At 32.7% G+C, this 18278-nt stretch carries 16 protein-coding genes; 5 read left to right on the top strand and 11 right to left on the bottom strand.

What is annotated here, in order from left to right; translation table 11 throughout:
• Positions 1 to 111: 111 nt before the first annotated feature.
• From C8D80_RS00730 to C8D80_RS00715, 4 genes are all read left to right on the top strand, one after another.
• On the top strand, positions 112 to 675 hold the full coding sequence (locus tag C8D80_RS00730) for a helix-turn-helix domain-containing protein (protein ID WP_133606350.1): 564 nt from the start codon (positions 112 to 114) through the stop codon (positions 673 to 675).
• A gap of 125 nt (positions 676 to 800) precedes the next feature.
• Positions 801 to 1586: an MlaE family ABC transporter permease gene (locus tag C8D80_RS00725; RefSeq protein WP_133606348.1), complete on the top strand. Its 786-nt coding sequence runs from the start codon at positions 801 to 803 to the stop codon at positions 1584 to 1586.
• Between the two features lie 2 nt (positions 1587 to 1588).
• Positions 1589 to 2341 carry an ABC transporter ATP-binding protein gene (locus C8D80_RS00720; RefSeq protein ID WP_133606346.1) on the top strand — a complete coding sequence of 251 codons (753 nt, stop codon included), beginning with the start codon at positions 1589 to 1591 and terminating at the stop codon, positions 2339 to 2341.
• 7 nt (positions 2342 to 2348) lie between these two features.
• Positions 2349 to 3329 (top strand): MlaD family protein, encoded by a 981-nt coding sequence (locus tag C8D80_RS00715; protein WP_133606343.1) that lies wholly within the window; start codon positions 2349 to 2351, stop codon positions 3327 to 3329.
• A gap of 50 nt (positions 3330 to 3379) precedes the next feature.
• On the opposite strand, the gene C8D80_RS00710 is transcribed toward C8D80_RS00715, so the two are convergent.
• The 8 genes from C8D80_RS00710 to C8D80_RS00675 all read right to left on the bottom strand — a co-directional run bounded on the left by C8D80_RS00710 (position 3380) and on the right by C8D80_RS00675 (position 11700).
• Positions 3380 to 3844 (bottom strand): hypothetical protein, encoded by a 465-nt coding sequence (locus C8D80_RS00710; RefSeq protein ID WP_133606341.1) that lies wholly within the window; start codon positions 3842 to 3844, stop codon positions 3380 to 3382.
• Positions 3845 to 3864: 20 nt separating this feature from the next.
• On the bottom strand, positions 3865 to 4548 hold the full coding sequence (cmk, locus tag C8D80_RS00705) for a (d)CMP kinase (RefSeq protein WP_133606339.1): 684 nt from the start codon (positions 4546 to 4548) through the stop codon (positions 3865 to 3867).
• Positions 4549 to 4572: 24 nt separating this feature from the next.
• A complete protein-coding gene (locus C8D80_RS00700) occupies positions 4573 to 5007 on the bottom strand; it encodes a hypothetical protein (RefSeq protein ID WP_133606337.1) in 435 nt (144 codons plus the stop codon).
• Between the two features lie 137 nt (positions 5008 to 5144).
• Entirely contained in the window at positions 5145 to 6164 is a 1020-nt protein-coding gene (gene porQ / locus C8D80_RS00695; protein WP_133606335.1) for a type IX secretion system protein PorQ, read from the bottom strand.
• Positions 6165 to 6284: 120 nt separating this feature from the next.
• Positions 6285 to 8747 carry an endopeptidase La gene (lon, locus tag C8D80_RS00690; RefSeq protein ID WP_133606333.1) on the bottom strand — a complete coding sequence of 821 codons (2463 nt, stop codon included), beginning with the start codon at positions 8745 to 8747 and terminating at the stop codon, positions 6285 to 6287.
• Between the two features lie 196 nt (positions 8748 to 8943).
• On the bottom strand, positions 8944 to 9486 hold the full coding sequence (locus C8D80_RS00685; protein ID WP_133606331.1) for a DUF6252 family protein: 543 nt from the start codon (positions 9484 to 9486) through the stop codon (positions 8944 to 8946).
• 40 nt (positions 9487 to 9526) lie between these two features.
• Positions 9527 to 10816 carry an MFS transporter gene (locus C8D80_RS00680; protein WP_133606329.1) on the bottom strand — a complete coding sequence of 430 codons (1290 nt, stop codon included), beginning with the start codon at positions 10814 to 10816 and terminating at the stop codon, positions 9527 to 9529.
• 65 nt (positions 10817 to 10881) lie between these two features.
• Positions 10882 to 11700 carry a M48 family metallopeptidase gene (locus C8D80_RS00675; RefSeq protein ID WP_133606327.1) on the bottom strand — a complete coding sequence of 273 codons (819 nt, stop codon included), beginning with the start codon at positions 11698 to 11700 and terminating at the stop codon, positions 10882 to 10884.
• A gap of 167 nt (positions 11701 to 11867) precedes the next feature.
• Here C8D80_RS00675 and C8D80_RS00670 point away from each other — a divergent pair, with 167 nt between their 5' ends.
• Positions 11868 to 12731 carry an alpha/beta hydrolase gene (locus C8D80_RS00670; RefSeq protein ID WP_133606325.1) on the top strand — a complete coding sequence of 288 codons (864 nt, stop codon included), beginning with the start codon at positions 11868 to 11870 and terminating at the stop codon, positions 12729 to 12731.
• Positions 12732 to 12765: 34 nt separating this feature from the next.
• Here the strand turns inward: C8D80_RS00670 and C8D80_RS00665 are convergent, their stop codons facing one another.
• The 3 genes from C8D80_RS00665 to C8D80_RS00655 all read right to left on the bottom strand — a co-directional run bounded on the left by C8D80_RS00665 (position 12766) and on the right by C8D80_RS00655 (position 18261).
• Positions 12766 to 13491 carry an LOG family protein gene (locus C8D80_RS00665; protein WP_133606323.1) on the bottom strand — a complete coding sequence of 242 codons (726 nt, stop codon included), beginning with the start codon at positions 13489 to 13491 and terminating at the stop codon, positions 12766 to 12768.
• Positions 13492 to 13523: 32 nt separating this feature from the next.
• Positions 13524 to 16358, bottom strand: coding sequence for an excinuclease ABC subunit UvrA (gene uvrA, locus C8D80_RS00660; RefSeq protein WP_133606321.1), 2835 nt, complete (start codon positions 16356 to 16358; stop codon positions 13524 to 13526).
• Between the two features lie 85 nt (positions 16359 to 16443).
• Positions 16444 to 18261 (bottom strand): chloride channel protein, encoded by a 1818-nt coding sequence (locus C8D80_RS00655; RefSeq protein WP_133606319.1) that lies wholly within the window; start codon positions 18259 to 18261, stop codon positions 16444 to 16446.
• Positions 18262 to 18278: the final 17 nt, after the last annotated feature.

Here is an 18278-nt window from a genome sequence, read left to right as displayed (position 1 = left end):
AATTAGTTTTGCACCGCTTATAAAGGTACCTTTACAAGAATAGCAATTAGTAAAGCGTATCATGTAATTAAGCATCATATTCGCTTAGCAACTAATTCAGGAATTTCATTTATGAAAATACACATTAAATACATGGTTTCTCTTCGCTGCAAAATGGCAGTTAAAGAAGAACTTGACAAATTAAAATTAAAACACACTTCTATAGAACTTGGTGAAGTAAATCTTAAAAAAGACATTACTGGCGATGATAGAGAGTTTCTTCGAAAAGGGCTTATAAAAAAAGGCCTTGAATTAATCGATGATAAAAAATCATTACTAATAGAAAAAACCAAAACGATTATCATTGAATTGATTCACTATTCTGAAGAAAATCCAAAAATCAACTATTCTGACTATATAAGCGAAAAACTAGATTACAATTACAACCATCTTTCTTCGCTATTTTCAGAAGTTACAGGAACAACAATAGTTAACTATATTATAATCAACAAAATAGAAAGAGTAAAAGAATTACTTTTATATGATGAATTAACGCTTACCGAAATTAGTTTGTTAATGGAATACAGCAGTGTAGCACATTTATCGCATCAATTCAAAAAAATTACGGGATTGACGCCAACCTATTTCAAAAAAATAAAACAGTACAAAAAACGAATCATGTTAGAGGAATTATAGCATTTAAATATAATTCTTACAATCCGATTTGAAATTTCAAATCGGATTTTTTTATGGTATATCTTACAAAAATCAGCTTTTATATCATTAAAAATCACTATATTTGATTGTAATTATGATGCTTCATGAAAAAATATTTCGCCAATCTTACTGAAGCTTTACAAAACTTTCTCATCGAAGTAGGAGAACTTTCTTACTTTGCAGGTCGCTTTTTCAAAGAATTTTGGAAACCGCCTTACGAATTCAAAGAATTTTTACGTCAGTGTTTTTATATTGGAAATCGCTCCTTGTTATTAGTGAGCGTTACGGGTTTTATCATTGGTTTGGTATTTACTTTACAATCACGTCCTACGTTGCAGGAATTTGGTGCCGTTTCTTGGATGGCTTCAATGGTGAGTGTTTCTATTATTCGTGAAATTGGTCCCATCATCACCGCTTTAATTTGCGCCGGTAGAATTGGTTCAGGAATTGGTGCCGAATTAGGCTCTATGAAAGTAACCGAACAAATTGATGCTATGGAAGTTTCGGGAACCAATCCTTTTAAATATTTAGTGATTACGAGAATTTTAGCGACTACGTTGATGTTACCGTTATTAGTAATCGTAGGTGATTTCATTGCGATTTACGGTTCATTTTTAGTGGAAAACATCAAAGGAAATGTCTCGTTTACATTATATTTCAATCAGGTTTTTAATATTTTAGAATACAGCGATATTGTGCCTGCTACTATCAAAACCTTCTTTTTTGGGTTTGCGATTGGTTTAGTGGGTTGCTACAAAGGTTATAACTGTAAAAAAGGTACAGCTGGCGTAGGAAAAGCAGCCAATGCAGCGGTAGTTTATACTTCTATGTTGCTTTTTATTATTGACTTTGTGGCTGTTTTTGTTACTAATATTTTTTACGATTTATAACCATGAAAACAAATACAACTTCAAAAAATGCGATTATTAGTATCAAAGACTTACATAAAAGTTTTGGTACTAACGTAGTTTTGGATGGATTTGATTTGGAATTGTATGAAGGAGAAAATTTAGTGGTAATGGGGAAATCGGGTTCGGGGAAATCGGTGATGATTAAATGTGTGATTGGCTTAGAACAACCCGATAGTGGTTCGATTTTAGTCATGGATCAAGAAATCAACAACCTAGAACAAGAAGAATTAGATGAATTACGTACTGAAATCGGCTTTCTATTTCAAGGAAGTGCTTTGTATGATTCGATGTCGGTTCGAGAAAATTTAGAGTTTCCGTTACGTCGTCACACGAAAAAATTTGGTGTAATTGAAGATACTACGCCTTTGGTTATGGAAGCGTTAGAAAGCGTAGGTTTAGCACACGCCATCGATTTAATGCCAAACGAACTTTCGGGCGGTATGAAACGTAGAATTGCTTTAGCTAGAACCTTGATTCTAAAACCGAAAATTATCTTATATGACGAACCCACAACCGGTTTAGATCCTATTACATCGAAAGAAATTGTACTTTTGATGAATTCGGTACAAAAAAAATACAACACCTCTTCTATCATCATTACACATGATGTAGATTGTGCTAAAGTAATTGCCAATCGCATGATTTTGTTAATAGACGGAGTAAATTATATAGAGGGAACGTTTGGCGAATTATCAAGCTCAAGCGATCCTAAAGTGCAAGCGTTTTTTAAATAATGTAACAATGGAAAAATCAAATTCACAAAAAATACAACTCGGAATCTTTGTCATTATTGGAACATTAGTCTTCTTAGCCGCGATTTATTTTGTTGGCAACAAGCAAAATATGTTTGGAAACACGTCTAACTTAAAAGCTGTTTTTGCTAATGTAAACGGATTACAACCAGGAAACAATGTCCGTTATGCCGGAATTGATATTGGCACCGTAACCGAAATCGAAATGATAAACGACACCACAATTAATATAAACATGTTAATTGACAATAAAATAATGCATCATATTCAAAAAAATGCTGTGGCTACTATTAGTTCGGATGGATTGGTTGGAAATATGATTGTTAACATTATTCCAGGCAAAGGTGTCGCAAAAAAGGTGGAGAATGGAGATGTAATTCAATCTTACAGTCGCATTGGAACTGATGCCATGCTGGAAACATTAAATGAAACCAATAAAAATGCAGCGCTTTTAACAGCCGACTTATTGAAAATAACTAACGAAATCAATCAAGGAAAAGGAACTGTTGGAACATTATTAAAAGATAGTGTTATGTCGAGAGACTTGAAAGAAACGATTCATAATTTGAAAGAAACTTCACTGGGAACTGTAAAATCGATTGACAACTTAAATCATCTGATACTTTCTTTAAATCAAAAAGACAATGTAATTGGCGTTTTAAATGATAAAGATGTAGCGGTAAAAATGAAAAACATCATTACCAATTTAGAAAAATCAAGTGCCGAAATTGATAAAGTAGTTACCAACTTAAACGCTACCGTTGTAAATATAAAAGAAGGAAAAGGCGCGTTGAATTATTTATCAAATGATGAAAATTTGGTTAAAAAGATAGATTCAACCATGACGAATTTAAATGGTGCCAGCGGTAAGCTTAACGAAAATTTAGAAGCGTTAAAACACAACTTTTTGTTTAGAGGTTATTTCAAGAAACAAGCTAAGGAGAAAGCGAAAAGCAAAACAACAAAATAAAAAAGGCTGTCATTTAAAAGTGACAGCCTTTTTGTTTTTTTTTTTAAATTTTATCTGTGATATTCAGAAAAAAGTTCTCCTGTTACACCACTATCGTTGATTAGCGTTTTAATTTTCATAAAATTAGCATTCAACACCACTACTTTCGACATTTCTCCATCAATTTCTAAATCATCTGTTGTTTGGTCATAATTATATACACCTGTTGTTGAAGTTGTTTCAATAGGTGTTGTTTCAGAATAATTCATAGCAGGAATCGAAACAGTTATATAAGCACTAATAATATCGTTATCGTAAGTTCCATCTGTTTTGAACTCCATAGTTCCTTCAGAATCGCCTTCTAAATTTGCGTTCATGCCAGTATAATTGGCTGTACCGTACATTCTTCCTAATTGCCAAACGCCTTCAATGTTTGCTGTTGTTTCGTCGCTGTCTTCATCACTACTACATCCATTTAAAAATAAAACCGATAATAATAAAAAAGTCACTTTCAAAGAATTGCTTAAAAATTTCATGTTGTTATTTGTTTAGTTGTTTATAATTTTTCTTTTACTAAATTCAATACGATATCAAATTGTTCTTTCTTACTTAGCGAAGAATTATCAATTTCAATAGCATCATCTGCTTTTACTAAAGGAGAATCTTCTCTATTTGTATCAATGTAATCGCGTTCTTCTACGTTTTGAAGTACATCTTCAAAAGTAATGTGTTGTCCTTTTTCTACCAATTCGTCAAAACGGCGTTGTGCTCTGGTTTTTGAACTTGCTGTCATGAATAATTTCAGTTCAGCATCAGGGAAAACTACGGTTCCGATGTCTCTTCCATCCATCACAATGCCTTTGTCTTTGCCCATAGCTTGTTGTTGCTCTACCAATTTTGCACGAACTTCTGAAATTTCAGCCACTTTACTTACCATACGCGATACTTCAATTGTTCGAATAGGTGTTTCGATGTTTTCATTGTTCAAATACATTTCTGCAAATCCTAAAGTAGGATTGAATTGAAAACGCAAATTGATATTTGGTAATTGGGCAACCAAACCTGCTTTATCTAAATGCGTTTCAGAAACCAAGTTATGTTGCATTGCAAAATAAGCTACCGCGCGATACATCGCACCAGTATCTACATATACATAACCTAATGTTGCAGCCAATTGCTTAGCCAATGTACTTTTTCCTGTTGACGAAAAACCGTCTATTGCTATGGTAATTTTTTTCATATGTTGTCACAAAGACGCTAAGTTTTATTTTATTAATTTTATAAAGTCATTTAATCCAGTATTTGAAAAGAACTGTCCATTAACTGAGTATTTTTTTGAATTTATTAAATCTAATTTTATCTCTATCATTTCATCGTATTTATCTCCAAACAGGAACATGATATTGTTGTTAAAATATTGATTTTTAATTACTTTACTTCCTTTTATATCTTTAAAATTAATTTTCTTTAAAGTAAAACCATAAATATTTTTAAAGTAAATAGAATTTGTATCAAAATAAACAAAACACTTATAGAAATTAAACAAAAATAAAGTAATAAATAGTATTATAATAAATTTCAGATTTTGTAATTGTAATGATAAAATTTCATTAGCTAAAATAATTAAAACAAAAACAAGAACTATATTTAATATAAACAATATTGACAAATATCTGTAATCACTCTCAATTCTTCTCATTATTATGTTCAATTTTTATTTTTTTAAAACATATAAGTCATATAAGTTTTTTTAAGTAATACTTTATGAATAATTAAGTTCATTTAAGCTAATCACTAATTACTTTTCACTAATTACTTTTCACTAATCACTCATTTCTACTCCAAATCAATCATCAAACCGAACAAACTGGTATTGGCTGCCACTGTATATCTGGAATACGAATAATCAAATTTAACTTTTCCAAAACGCAATCCAAAACCAACAGAAATTCCAGAAAAATGACGTTGTTCTAAAATTCGTAATTCTTCACTTCTTCTAAAATTATAACCTAATCGAATATTAAAACCTTTTTCTGGAAATAATTCGGCACCCAAAATCACATGTCGCAAAGCATTATTAAAAAAAGATACTTTTTCTTCTTCCGAACCTCCATCTAAACTGCCTTCTGCCCTATTTGGATTTGAAAAAGCTATATTCCATTCCTGTAAATTTTCAAAAGTCATATGCCAACGAATTGGGACATTCTCCATTAATTGCGAAATTCCAGCGTCAATGGCTAAAGGTAATTTTTCATTCGTATCTTGATAAGGTTTAATTTGAAATCCTAAATTTCGAACCGTTAAACCGTAATTAATATCATTATCGTAATCCACATACAAAAAACCTAAATCTACCGCTGCTCCCCAAGAATTGTAACTTTCTAACGTAGACGAAATCAATTTAGCATTAGCGCCCACAAACATATCGGTCCAAGGAATATTATAAGCATATCCAACAGACAATGCGGCTTCACTTCCTGTAAAATCGGAAGTTAAATTTCCTAATTCGTCTCTTCCTTCAAAAGTTCCGTAATTAACATAACTTATTCCGGCATGAAATGTTTGCAAATGACGGTCGTAAGTATACGCATAAGCTGCTGTTCCGTAGGAAACTTCTCCAAAATAACTTCCATAATTTGCCGATAAACGATTGTGCATTTCGGCATTAATTGTTGCTGGATTATAAAACGCTTGATTTACATCGTAATCCACTACAGTTACCGTTTTTCCGCCTAAAGCAGCTTGTCTTGGAGATTGTGCTAAGTTTAAAAATTGATATACACTCTTACCTCCTATTTGGCCAAATGTTGTAGCCGATAGCAGAAATGAAAAAAGGAATAAGAGTTTTCTTAGCATTTTTTGGTGTTAATCTTACATATAACGCAACTGCGAAGATAAAATTATATCAGTTAGTAAACAAAAAAAGAACTCTCAATAAGTAATTTATTGAGAGTTCTTTTTGATATAATATTGAAATTACTTTTTAGTTTCTAAAACTTTAGCGTTTTTGACCTTTTGATTCGTAATGGCAATATCTAAAACTTCGCTCATTTTGTCAACGTAATGGAACGTTAAACCTTCAATATAATCTGGTTTGATTTCCTCAATATCACGTTTATTTTCTTTACACAGAATAATTTCTTTGATATTCGCTCTCTTAGCTGCTAAGATTTTTTCTTTGATACCACCAACAGGTAATACTTTTCCACGAAGCGTGATTTCGCCTGTCATAGCAATATTTTTCTTTATTCTTTTTTGTGTGAATGAAGAAACCATTGAGGTTAACATTGCAATTCCGGCACTTGGTCCGTCTTTTGGCGTTGCTCCTTCTGGAACGTGAATGTGTATGTTGTAATTATTTAAAACTTCTGGATCTATTCCTAAAAATTCAGCGTTGGCGCGAATGTATTCTAAAGCAATAGTAACCGATTCTTTCATAACCGTTCCTAAATTCCCAGTCATGGTCATGGCTCCTTTTCCTTTCGAAATTAAGGATTCGATAAACAAAATATCACCACCAACCGATGTCCAAGCTAAACCTGTAACAACTCCAGCAACGTCATTATTTTCGTATTTATCGCGCTCCATACGTGGCGATTTTAATACTTCTAAAATATCAGCATCGGAAACTTTTACGTTATAAGTTTCGTCCATTGCAATTGATTTTGCAGCGTGACGCACCACTTGAGCAATTTTTTTCTCTAAACCACGAACACCCGATTCACGTGTGTAACCTACTACGATTTTTTCCAATTGTTTTTTACCAATTTGTAAATCTTTAGTTGTTAATCCGTGTTCTTTTAATTGTTTTGGAAGCAAATGTGTTTTTGCAATTTCGATTTTTTCTTCAATCGTATAACCGGTCATTTCGATGATTTCCATACGGTCACGAAGTGCTGGTTGAATTGGAGATAAACTATTGGAAGTTGCAATGAACATTACTTTTGATAAATCGTAGCCTAATTCCAAGAAATTATCATGGAATTCTTTGTTTTGTTCAGGATCTAAAACTTCTAACAAAGCCGAAGATGGATCACCATTATGACTCGTAGATAATTTATCAATCTCATCTAAAACAAACACTGGATTAGATGTTTTTGCTTTTTTAATATTTTGAAGAATACGTCCTGGCATCGCACCAATATAGGTTTTTCGATGACCTCGAATTTCTGCTTCATCACGTAAACCACCTAGTGACATTCTGATGTATTCTCTACCTAATGCTTCGGCTACCGACTTCCCAATTGAGGTTTTACCCACACCAGGAGGTCCGTATAAACAAAGAATTGGCGATTTCATATCGTTTCGCAATTTCAAAACCGCTAAATGCTCAATGATACGTTTTTTAACATCTTCTAATCCGTAATGATCTCTATCTAGAATTTTTTGAGCACGTTTTAAATCGAAATTATCTTTGGTAAATTCGTTCCAAGGCAATTCTAAAAATAACTCAATATAATTGCGTTGGATTCCAAAATCAGGCGAATTTGGATTCGTACGTTGCAATTTTGACAATTCTTTTTCGAAATGTTTTGCTGTTTTATCGTCCCATTTTTTCTTTAAACCTTTGGCACGCATTTCCTCAATTTCGGCTTCATACGAAACACCACCCAATTCTTCTTGAATGGTTTTCATTTGTTGCTGTAAGAAATATTCGCGTTGTTGTTGGTCTAAATCGAAACGTACTTTCGACTGAATATCGTTGCGAACTTCTAATTTTTGAAGCTCTAAGTTCATGAAACGTAAAGTTTCAAGCGCTCTGTCTTTTAAATTTGGAATCGAAAGTAATTTTTGCTTTTCTTCAACTGAAAGATTCATGTTAGAAGAAACAAAATTGATTAAAAACGGATTACTTTCAATGTTTTTAATAGCAAAAGTAGCCTCTGTTGGAATATTTGGACTTTCCTTGATAATTTGGATTGCCAATTCCTTAATTGATTCTATAATTGCTTTAAATTCTACATTTTTATTATTTGGACGCTCTTCTGCAACCTCTTTGATTTTTGCTCTCAAATAGGGTTCTTCTTGTGTAAAAGCTTCCACTTCAAAACGTTTCTTACCTTGAAGAATTACAGTAGTATTTCCATCCGGCATTTTTAAAACGCGCATAATTCGAGCTACTGTTCCAATATGATGCACATCACTTGGTGACGGATCTTCTTCGTTTTCATCAATTTGCGCTACAACACCAATGATTTTTCCTTTGGCATTGGCATCGTTAATTAATTTAATCGATTTATCTCTTCCAGCGGTAATTGGAATTACAACTCCTGGAAATAAAACAGTATTTCGTAAAGGTAAAATGGCAATATCCTCAGGCAAAGCCTCATTATTCATTTCTTCTTCATCCTCAGGCGTCATTAATGGAATCAATTCTGAATCTGGATCCATTTCCTGAAGTGACAAATTGTCAAGCGCTAGTATTTTTTGATTCGGCATAATAATATTTATGGTCTTTTTGTCAGTAATTATCTTTTGAAATAGTATTCAAAATTAAGCATAAAAGCGTTATTCTATTGATAATCAAATCATAAAATAAATTTAAATAGCAATTTCAAAAGTAATAGTTCAAGATGTATGCCATAAAAAAATCCCGAAGTGTTAGTTCGGGATTCTAGAATATTGTAAACTAAAATTAATCAACTTGATTATCGAATTCTACATTAGTAAAAACACCTTCTGTAACTAATTTAGTAGTAGAATTTGAAATATTGTATGCAGAAAAACTAAAAGTACCTGAAACTTTATCATTTGTTCTATCAAAATTTGTAATTGTAATAGTTCCAATAGATGTACTTGTTAGTGGATTAAAAGAAGAAAATGCTCCATTAATTGAACCCATAGCAGTATCAAAATATTGTAACAAACTTAAATTACTACTTTCCGTACTTGCTGGGAAAGTTCCAACAGAAGGATTTATAATTTGAAGAGAAATAGATTTTCCGTTATTAGTTAATCCACTTATTATCAACTGATCCCCTAATGCTGTTTCAGAAAAATCTCCAATGGTTTGAGCCGCAACAAAATTAGTACCATCAATCTTTGCTGTAAATAAACTATTAGAAGAATTTCCTGCGTTAAGATCTAACGCTGGATCAACTGGTTCATCATCACAAGAAACTGTTGTAAATGCTAAAGTTAAAATTAAAAGTTTTAGAATTGATTTTATAGTTTTCATAAGTTAGTTTGAATTATTTTTCCAAATATAAAAAGATATTTTATTTTTTTGGTACTCTGAGTAATAAAAGTAATCCTACAACAAAAAATAAGATTAAAAATAAGATTGCATTTTGGATTTTACCCGTTACATCTGCGATATAACCATAGGTAAACATTCCGATTACAATTCCGATTTTCTCCGCTACATCGTAAAAACTAAAGAAAGAAGTTGTGTCTTTTGTGTCTTCTGGAATAAATTTAGAATACGTTGAACGCGATAAGGATTGAATTCCTCCCATAACCAATCCAACGAAAGCTGCAGCAATGTAAAAATCATTTGGTGTAACTACGAAATAAGCATAGGTACAAATTAAAATCCAAGAGAAATTTAAACCAATTAAAATTGTAATATTTCCATATTTAGCAACAAGTTTCGATGTTAGCCAAGCGCCTAAAACCGCAATTAACTGGATTAATAAAATACTAACAATCAATCCCATTGTACGCTTACTATCGCTTCCCCATTGCACTTCTTTTTCTCCAAAATAAGCGGCAATAATCATAATGGTTTGTACTGCCATACTGTACACAAAGAAAGCTCCTAAATAACGTCGCAAGGATTTTAATTCCTTTATTTGTTGCCAAACTTTTCGCAACTCTTTAAAGCCATTAAATAGTACATTTTTATGCAGTTTGTTATCGTTTTTATTATTTGGTAAGTAATAGTAAGTGTACTGACTGAAACCTATCCACCAGATTCCAACCAATAAAAAAGAATAACGCATCATTTGTAACTTTTGATCATCTTCTACCGACATTACTGCAGCTAAACAAATCAATAATAAAACAACACTACCAACATATCCTAAACTAAACCCTTTTGCACTGATTTTATCTTGTTGGTCTTTATGAGCGATATCTGGTAAATATGAATTATAGAACACTAAACTTCCCCAAAATCCTATTAAGGCTAACAAATACGAAACTAAACTTAAAACAACTGTATCTAAAGAAAAAAAGTAAAGTGACATACAAGAAGTTGCTCCAACATAGCAAAAAAGTTTTAGGAAAAACTTCTTATTTCCCATGTAATCGGCAATTCCTGATAATAATGGTGATATAAATGCTATTATCAAAAATCCTAAAGCGGTAACATAACTTATTAAAGCCTCACTTCTTACAGAAAAACCAAACAACACAATTTCTTCAATATTTTTTTGACGAAATAATGCTCCATAATACAGTGGAAAAATGGTTGAGGAAATTACCAAAGCATAAACCGAGTTTGCCCAATCATAAAAAGCCCAAGCGTTTAGAAGTTTAGAATCTCCTTTTTGAAGTTTTTGCATACGAATTATTTTAAAATAAAAAATCCCGACACTGTCGGGATTCAAATATAATAGTAATTTTTTAATTATTTGAAAGTAACACCAAACTTAGCTGCTTCCGCTTTTGCTTGAGGAATTAAAGCTGTTAGTTCGTTAATACGTGTTTGGTTACTTGGGTGTGTACTTAAAATTTCCGGTGGCGCTTGTCCTCCAGAATTAGCGGCCATACGTTCCCAAACTTTCACAGCATTGATTGGGTCATAACCTGCAATTGCCATTAATGTTAATCCAATCATATCAGCTTCACTTTCATGAGAACGGCTAAAAGGTAACATTCCTCCCACTTGTGAACCTACTCCATAGGCTTGCATAATTAATGCTTGCGTTTGAGGATCTTTATTACCAACTGCAACTTGAGTTCCTACGGCTCCTAATTGTTGTAAAAGTCCTGCACTCATACGTTGTTGTCCATGGTTTGCCAATGCGTGAGCCACTTCATGTCCCATTACAGCAGCAATACCTGCATCGTCTTTACAAATTGGTAAAATTCCTGTGTAAAAAACGATTTTTCCTCCTGGCATACACCAAGCATTTACTTCTTTACTATCTACCAATTTATATTCCCAAGCATAACCTTCTAAATAATCTGCATGACCATTAGCCGTTAACCATCTTTCAGAAGCCGTTTTGATTTTAGTACCAATTGTTTCAATTCTTTTTGCATCCGCAGTTCCTTTTATAACCTTATTCTCAGATAAAAATTGATTATATTGTTGAAAAGCAGATGGGAAAATTTGACTATTAGGAACTAATGCCATTGTACTTTTCCCTGTAAACGGATTTTTAGCACATGATACAACGAGTACCAAGATAGCAAATGCGATAAATTTAAATTTGAAATTCATGAGTGAAAAATTTTTACAAAAATACGATTTATTGTTTGATAACTCTGTTACTTTTCCAAATTTTATGCCATTATTCAATACTATTAGAATTGCATTTTAACTTTATTTTATAAAATCCATAGTACTTCAAATTTACATAAGTTGTAACTTGCACCAAATTTAAAAAAATGCCTAAAAAGAAACAAAAACAAGCACAAGTTATAGAAATACCTAAAGCTATTTTGTTAACAGCAAAGTTTTTACAAGCTGTTTCTCCTTCTCTTACCACTAAATTTGCTGCCAAACTTTTTACAACTCCAATTCGTCACAAATTACCAAAGCGTGAACTACATATGGAACGCGATAGTATTCAAAAGAGTATTGTTATTCCAGAAATCCAGAAAGAAATTGTGGTCTATGAGTATGGTAAAAGTGATAAAAAAGTCCTTTTAGTCCATGGTTGGTCTGGAAGAGGAACACAATTGGTGAAAATTGCTGATGAATTGCTGAAAATGGGTTACATGACCATTAGTTTTGATGCGCCAGCACACGGTAAATCAAAAGGAAATTCGTCAATTATGATTGAATTTATTGCTTCTATTTTAGAAATTGAAAAGCAGTATGGACCGTTTGAATTTGCTATTGGTCATTCACTTGGAGGTATGTCGGTTTTGAATGCAATTAAACAAAATCTTCAAGTTAAAAAAGCGGTAATTATTGGAAGTGGTGATATCATTCAAGATATTATTGATGATTTCATTTGTAAACTACAACTAAAACCTGAATTCGGAATCAAATTAAGAGATCATTTTGAAGCAAAATTTGGTGGAAAAATGGACGATTATTCCGCTTACAAAGCAGCAGAAAAAACCGAAGTTCCTGTATTCGTTATTCACGATAAAGACGATGATGATGTTTCAGTAAAAGCAGCTTATAATATTCAAAAACATTTGAAACAATCTGAAATCATGATAACAGAAGGTTTAGGTCATCGTAAGATTTTAGGTGATGAAAATGTAATTCAAAAAGTAAAAGAATTTATTACAAAATAAAAAAAGTCCTTCGAATGAAGGACTTTTTAGTTTTTTAGAAGTTAGGTGATAAATTGTATTTTTTGTAGAAGTTATCTAACGCTTCCAATACTTCATCTTCTGTATCAACCACTTTAATTAAGTTCATGTCTTCTGGATTGGCATTTTTCATTTTGTCAATCATCACCGTTTTAATCCAGTCTAATAAACCTGACCAAAATTCGGTTCCTACTAAAATAATAGGGAATTTTCCGATTTTCTTAGTTTGAATCAACGTTACTGCTTCGAATAATTCGTCTAATGTTCCAAAACCTCCTGGCATAACCACAAAACCTTGTGAATATTTTACAAACATTACTTTTCTTACGAAGAAGTAATCAAAGTTTAAGTTTTTATCTTTATCGATATACGGATTAAAGTGTTGCTCAAAAGGCAATTCGATATTTAAACCTACCGAAATTCCGCCTCCATAATGCGCTCCTTTGTTTCCTGCTTCCATGATTCCAGGACCACCACCCGTAATTACACCATAACCAGCTTTACTGATTTTAAAAGCAATTTTTTCCGCTAATAAATAGTTTTTATCATCTGGTTTTGTTCTCGCCGAACCAAAAATAGATACACAAGGACCTATTCTTCCCATTGATTCATATCCATTTACAAACTCAGACATAATTTTAAAAATTGCCCAAGAATCGTTTGATCGTATTTCGTTCCAAGTTTTTTGCTTGAATTTTTCTTGAATTCTGTGATCTTCGTTTTCGTATTGATCTGCTGCCATATTCGTTTCGTTTTAATTTTTAAAAAAGCCTGCTAAGATAATTCTTTTTTCAAAAATTGGGCTGTGTAGCTTTTTTTATTTTTTATTATTTCTTCTGGAGTTCCTTTTGCGACAACTTCTCCACCGCCTTTTCCACCTTCGTACCCAATATCAATTACATAATCAGCTAACTTTACTACATCTAAATTATGCTCGATAATTAACACGGTATTTCCTTTGTCAACCAAGACATTAATTACATCCATCAAAACACGAATGTCTTCAAAATGTAAACCTGTTGTGGGTTCATCTAAAATATAAAAGGTGTTTCCTGTATCTTTTTTAGATAATTCAGTAGCAAGTTTAATACGTTGCGCTTCTCCTCCAGAAAGTGTTGTACTTTGTTGACCTAAAGTAATATAACCCAATCCAACATCTTGAATCGTTTTTACTTTTCGATAAATTTTCGGAATATTTTCAAAGAATTCTACTGCTTCATCCACAGTCATATTCAATACATCCGAAATTGATTTTCCTTTGTAACGAATTTCCAATGTTTCTCTGTTGAATCGTTTTCCCATACAGGTTTCGCATTCCACATAAACATCAGGTAAGAAGCTCATTTCAATGGTTCTCACACCCGAACCTTCACAAGTTTCACAACGCCCGCCTTTTACGTTAAAACTAAATCTTCCTGGTTTATAACCACGAATCATCGCTTCTGGCGTTTGTGTGTATAAACTTCTAATTTCTGAAAAAACATCGGTGTAAGTCGCTGGATTTGAACGCGGTGTTCTTCCAATCGGACTTTGGTCGATGTCGATTACTTTATCGATATGTTCTAAACCTTCAATTTTCTTGTAAGGTTGTGGTTTTTTAACCGCATTGAAAAAATGAGCATTTAAAATAGGATACAAGGTTTCATTAATCAATGTTGATTTTCCACTTCCAGAAACACCAGTCACGCAAACTAATTTTCCCAACGGAATTTCAATCGAAACATTTTTTAAATTATTTCCAGTTGCACCTGATAATTTGATGGATTTTCCGTTGCCTTCTCTACGCGTTTTTGGTACTTCAATCTTCATTTTACCGTTTAAATATTGTGCGGTAATCGTATCTTCTTGCAATAATTCCTTCGGTGTTCCTTTACTGATGATTTGTCCACCAAAACGTCCTGCTTTCGGACCAATATCAATTACATAATCGGCACGTTCAATCATGTCTTTATCGTGTTCTACAACAATTACCGAATTTCCGATGTCACGTAAACTTTCTAACGATTTAATCAAGCGTTCGTTGTCTCTTTGGTGCAAACCGATACTTGGTTCATCTAAAATATACAAAACACCAACTAATTGCGAACCAATTTGCGTAGCCAATCGAATACGTTGCGCCTCACCACCAGAAAGCGATTTTGAACTACGGTTTAGTGATAAATAATTCAAACCAACATCCAATAAAAATTGTAGTCGAGCGGTAATCTCTTTAACAACCTCAACGGCTATAACTTTTTGTTTTTCAGATAAATGATTATCTAAATCGGCAAACCATTCGGATAACTCGGCAATATCCATTTGGACTAATTCGCCGATATTTTTTCCGTTTAATTTGAAATATAAAGATTCTTTTCTCAATCGTGTTCCTTCACATTCTGGACAATCATTTTCATCCATAAATTCTTTTGCCCAACGTTTGATACTTGCTGAATCGGAATTATCGTATTGATTTTTAATGAAGTTGGAAATCCCTTCAAAATCGATTTTATAATCTTTAGTAATTCCCATAACCTTTGATACGACTGAGAATTTCTCGTTTCCACCATACAAAATCATATCCATTGCTTCTTGCGGAATGGTTTCGATAGCATCGGTTATTTTGAAATCGTATTTCTGTGCGATAATTTCCAATTGCTTGAAAATCCAAGAACTTTTATATTCGCCCAAAGGTGCAAAACCACCATTTTTTATCGATGATTTCGGATTTGGAATGATTTTCTGTAAGTTGATTTCATTCACAGTTCCTAATCCGTTACAACATGGACAAGCACCTTTTGGAGAGTTGAATGAAAAGTTATTTGGTTCAGGATTTGTATACGAAATTCCAGAAGACGGACACATCAAATTACGGCTGTAAAAGCGTACTTCTTGACTTTCTTGTTCGATTACCATCATTACATCATCACCATGGTACATAGCGGTTTTGATACTTTCCGATAAACGTTTGTCGGTATCTTCTTCGGTATCAATTGCCATTCTATCAATAACAATTTCGATATCGTGTGTTTTATAACGATCGACTTTCATACCAAATTCCAAATCCCGAATTTGACCATTTACTCGAACTTTCAAGAAACCTTGTTTGGCAATTTGTTCAAATAATTCGCGGTAATGCCCTTTACGAGAACGAACAACTGGCGCTAAAATATTGATTCGTTTGCCATTAAAATCTTCTAAAATCAACTGTTTTATTTGGTCATCCGAATACGAAACCATTTTTTCGCCTGTATTGAAACTGAAAGCATCAGCTCCTCTTGCATACAACAAACGTAAGAAATCGTAAATTTCTGTAATAGTTCCAACAGTTGAACGAGGTGATTTACTTGTTGTTTTTTGCTCAATCGCAATCACAGGTGAAAGTCCGTCGATTTTATCTACATCTGGACGTTCTAATCCACCAAGAAATTGTCGAGCGTAAGCAGAGAACGTTTCGATATATCTTCGTTGTCCTTCAGCATAAATCGTATCAAAAGCCAATGACGATTTTCCGGAACCTGATAAACCAGTAATAACCACTAGTTTTTCACGCGGAATAGATACATCAATATTTTTAAGATTATGGGCTCTAGCACCAATAATTTCGATAGTTTCTTCTGTTGTGTGTTGCATAATTTTTGGCAAAACGCAAAGATACTGATTTTAGTGCGAAAATTTAGGTTGAAGTAAGAATAAGAATTTGTTAAATAAAGACCTTTTATTCAATAATCATGGATTTCAAACGATGTCTATATTTTTCTAAAATTAATTGTTTGTACATAAAACCAAGAAAAATTCCGTTTTTCAGCACTGGTAAAACTTTACATTCAGAAGCATCAAATTTATCCATGATGGTTTCAAGAGTTTCATCATAAAAGATAATTTCTTTAGGTTGTTGCATGATTTCTTCAACAGCTGTATATTTTACTTTGAATTGTGAGAAAACAATTGGTCGAATTTCATCCAAATGAATAAGTCCAAGTAGTTTGTTTTTTTCGTCTAAAACCGGGAAAATATGTTCATCTGACTCTTGAATTTTTTGAACCAATTCCTCTAAACTATTGCTCAAAGAAATTGGTTTAAAATCGGTTTGAATAAGTTTAGAAACATCAATAGAATTTAAAATATTGGTATCGCGGTTATCTGTAAAAACTTCGCCTTTATCGGCTAAATTTTTAATATCAAATGAATACGGCTCAAAACGTTTAGAAATGGCAAAACTTACCGAAGACACAATCATTAAAGGAACCATCAAATTATAACCGCCAGTAATTTCAGCAATTAAGAAAATTGCAGTTAACGGCGCATGAAATAATCCACTTAGTATTCCAGCCATTCCAACTAAAGTAAAATTCCCAACAGGAAGTTTTGTAAACCCTATTAAATTAAAAAATGTTGCCACCGAAAATCCCAAATAGGAACCCACAAATAGTGATGGTGCAAAATTACCTCCATTTCCACCAGCTCCTAATGTTAAACTAGTTGCGTACACTTTAATTAGCATAGTTACACTAACAAAAATCAACAAAATCCAGGATGAATCTTGAAAGCGTTCAAAAACTGTATTTTGCACTAATTTTCCAGATTGATTGTCGGCTAATAACTTGATGCTTTCATATCCTTCTCCAAAAAGTGATGGAAAAAAGAAAATCAAAATCCCTAAAATTCCCGCTCCAAATAACGCTTTGTTGATATAATTGAACTTTAATCTCGCAAAAAAATGTTCAATTTTTCGAAATGTTCTAGCGTAATTTATCGAGACAAATCCGCTTAAAACACCTAATAAGATATAATAAGGTAAATTATGAAAATCAAAAAACTGTACTTTTTTAAAGGAGAATAAAATAGTATCGTTCAAAACGATTGTAGAAATTAATGCTCCAGTTGCAGCACTAATCATAATTGGAATAAATGCTGTAATACTGATTTCGGCTAAAACTACTTCGATAGCAAATAAAACACCTGCAATGGGTGCGTTGAAAGCAGCACCAATTCCGGCGGCAACACCACAAGCTAATAACAGCGTTCTATCTTTATAACTCAGTCTATAATTTTGTGCATAATTACTACCAAAAGCTGCTCCAGTAATGGTAATTGGTGATTCTAAACCCGCACTTCCACCCATACCAACGGTAAACGAACTTGTAATTATTTGAGCAAACATTTGCTTTCTAGGCATAATACCTCGCTTTTTAGCAACGGCATACATAATTTGCGAAGTTCCTTTTTCTATAGAACCATCTAACACTTTTTTAATAATAATTACTGTGATGATAATTCCGATGATTGGTAAAGTACTATTACTAAAAGGAAGGTGAAGTATATCATCTAATTTTTGGGACGATTTAAAAACCCAATGCGCAAAAGTTTTCAGAATAATTACCGCCAAAGCAGAAGAAATCCCTACTAAAACACACGATAAATAAATAAACTGACGTGGTGTAAGTAACGATTTCAAAAGAAAAATAAACTGTTCTAAACGTCTAAAATTCTTATGAACTAAGTTTTTAAAAGAAAACGTTTTTTTTCTTGGCATTATTTATGATTTAAATG

Source organism: Flavobacterium cheniae (assembly GCF_004363695.1).
Taxonomy (GTDB): Bacteria; Bacteroidota; Bacteroidia; order Flavobacteriales; family Flavobacteriaceae; genus Flavobacterium; species Flavobacterium cheniae.
This window is presented reverse-complemented; position numbering and strand designations above follow the sequence as displayed.

What these genes read in the sequence shown, in the direction of transcription:
- C8D80_RS00730 (WP_133606350.1), top strand. Translation starts at nt 112, where the DNA reads ATGAAAATACACATTAAATACATGGTTTCTCTTCGCTGCAAAATGGCA.
- C8D80_RS00725 (WP_133606348.1), top strand. Translation starts at nt 801, where the DNA reads ATGAAAAAATATTTCGCCAATCTTACTGAAGCTTTACAAAACTTTCTC.
- C8D80_RS00720 (WP_133606346.1), top strand. Translation starts at nt 1,589, where the DNA reads ATGAAAACAAATACAACTTCAAAAAATGCGATTATTAGTATCAAAGAC.
- C8D80_RS00715 (WP_133606343.1), top strand. Translation starts at nt 2,349, where the DNA reads ATGGAAAAATCAAATTCACAAAAAATACAACTCGGAATCTTTGTCATT.
- C8D80_RS00710 (WP_133606341.1), bottom strand. Translation starts at nt 3,844, where the DNA reads ATGAAATTTTTAAGCAATTCTTTGAAAGTGACTTTTTTATTATTATCG.
- cmk (WP_133606339.1), bottom strand. Translation starts at nt 4,548, where the DNA reads ATGAAAAAAATTACCATAGCAATAGACGGTTTTTCGTCAACAGGAAAA.
- C8D80_RS00700 (WP_133606337.1), bottom strand. Translation starts at nt 5,007, where the DNA reads ATGAGAAGAATTGAGAGTGATTACAGATATTTGTCAATATTGTTTATA.
- porQ (WP_133606335.1), bottom strand. Translation starts at nt 6,164, where the DNA reads ATGCTAAGAAAACTCTTATTCCTTTTTTCATTTCTGCTATCGGCTACA.
- lon (WP_133606333.1), bottom strand. Translation starts at nt 8,747, where the DNA reads ATGCCGAATCAAAAAATACTAGCGCTTGACAATTTGTCACTTCAGGAA.
- C8D80_RS00685 (WP_133606331.1), bottom strand. Translation starts at nt 9,486, where the DNA reads ATGAAAACTATAAAATCAATTCTAAAACTTTTAATTTTAACTTTAGCA.
- C8D80_RS00680 (WP_133606329.1), bottom strand. Translation starts at nt 10,816, where the DNA reads ATGCAAAAACTTCAAAAAGGAGATTCTAAACTTCTAAACGCTTGGGCT.
- C8D80_RS00675 (WP_133606327.1), bottom strand. Translation starts at nt 11,700, where the DNA reads ATGAATTTCAAATTTAAATTTATCGCATTTGCTATCTTGGTACTCGTT.
- C8D80_RS00670 (WP_133606325.1), top strand. Translation starts at nt 11,868, where the DNA reads ATGCCTAAAAAGAAACAAAAACAAGCACAAGTTATAGAAATACCTAAA.
- C8D80_RS00665 (WP_133606323.1), bottom strand. Translation starts at nt 13,491, where the DNA reads ATGGCAGCAGATCAATACGAAAACGAAGATCACAGAATTCAAGAAAAA.
- uvrA (WP_133606321.1), bottom strand. Translation starts at nt 16,358, where the DNA reads ATGCAACACACAACAGAAGAAACTATCGAAATTATTGGTGCTAGAGCC.
- C8D80_RS00655 (WP_133606319.1), bottom strand. Translation starts at nt 18,261, where the DNA reads ATGCCAAGAAAAAAAACGTTTTCTTTTAAAAACTTAGTTCATAAGAAT.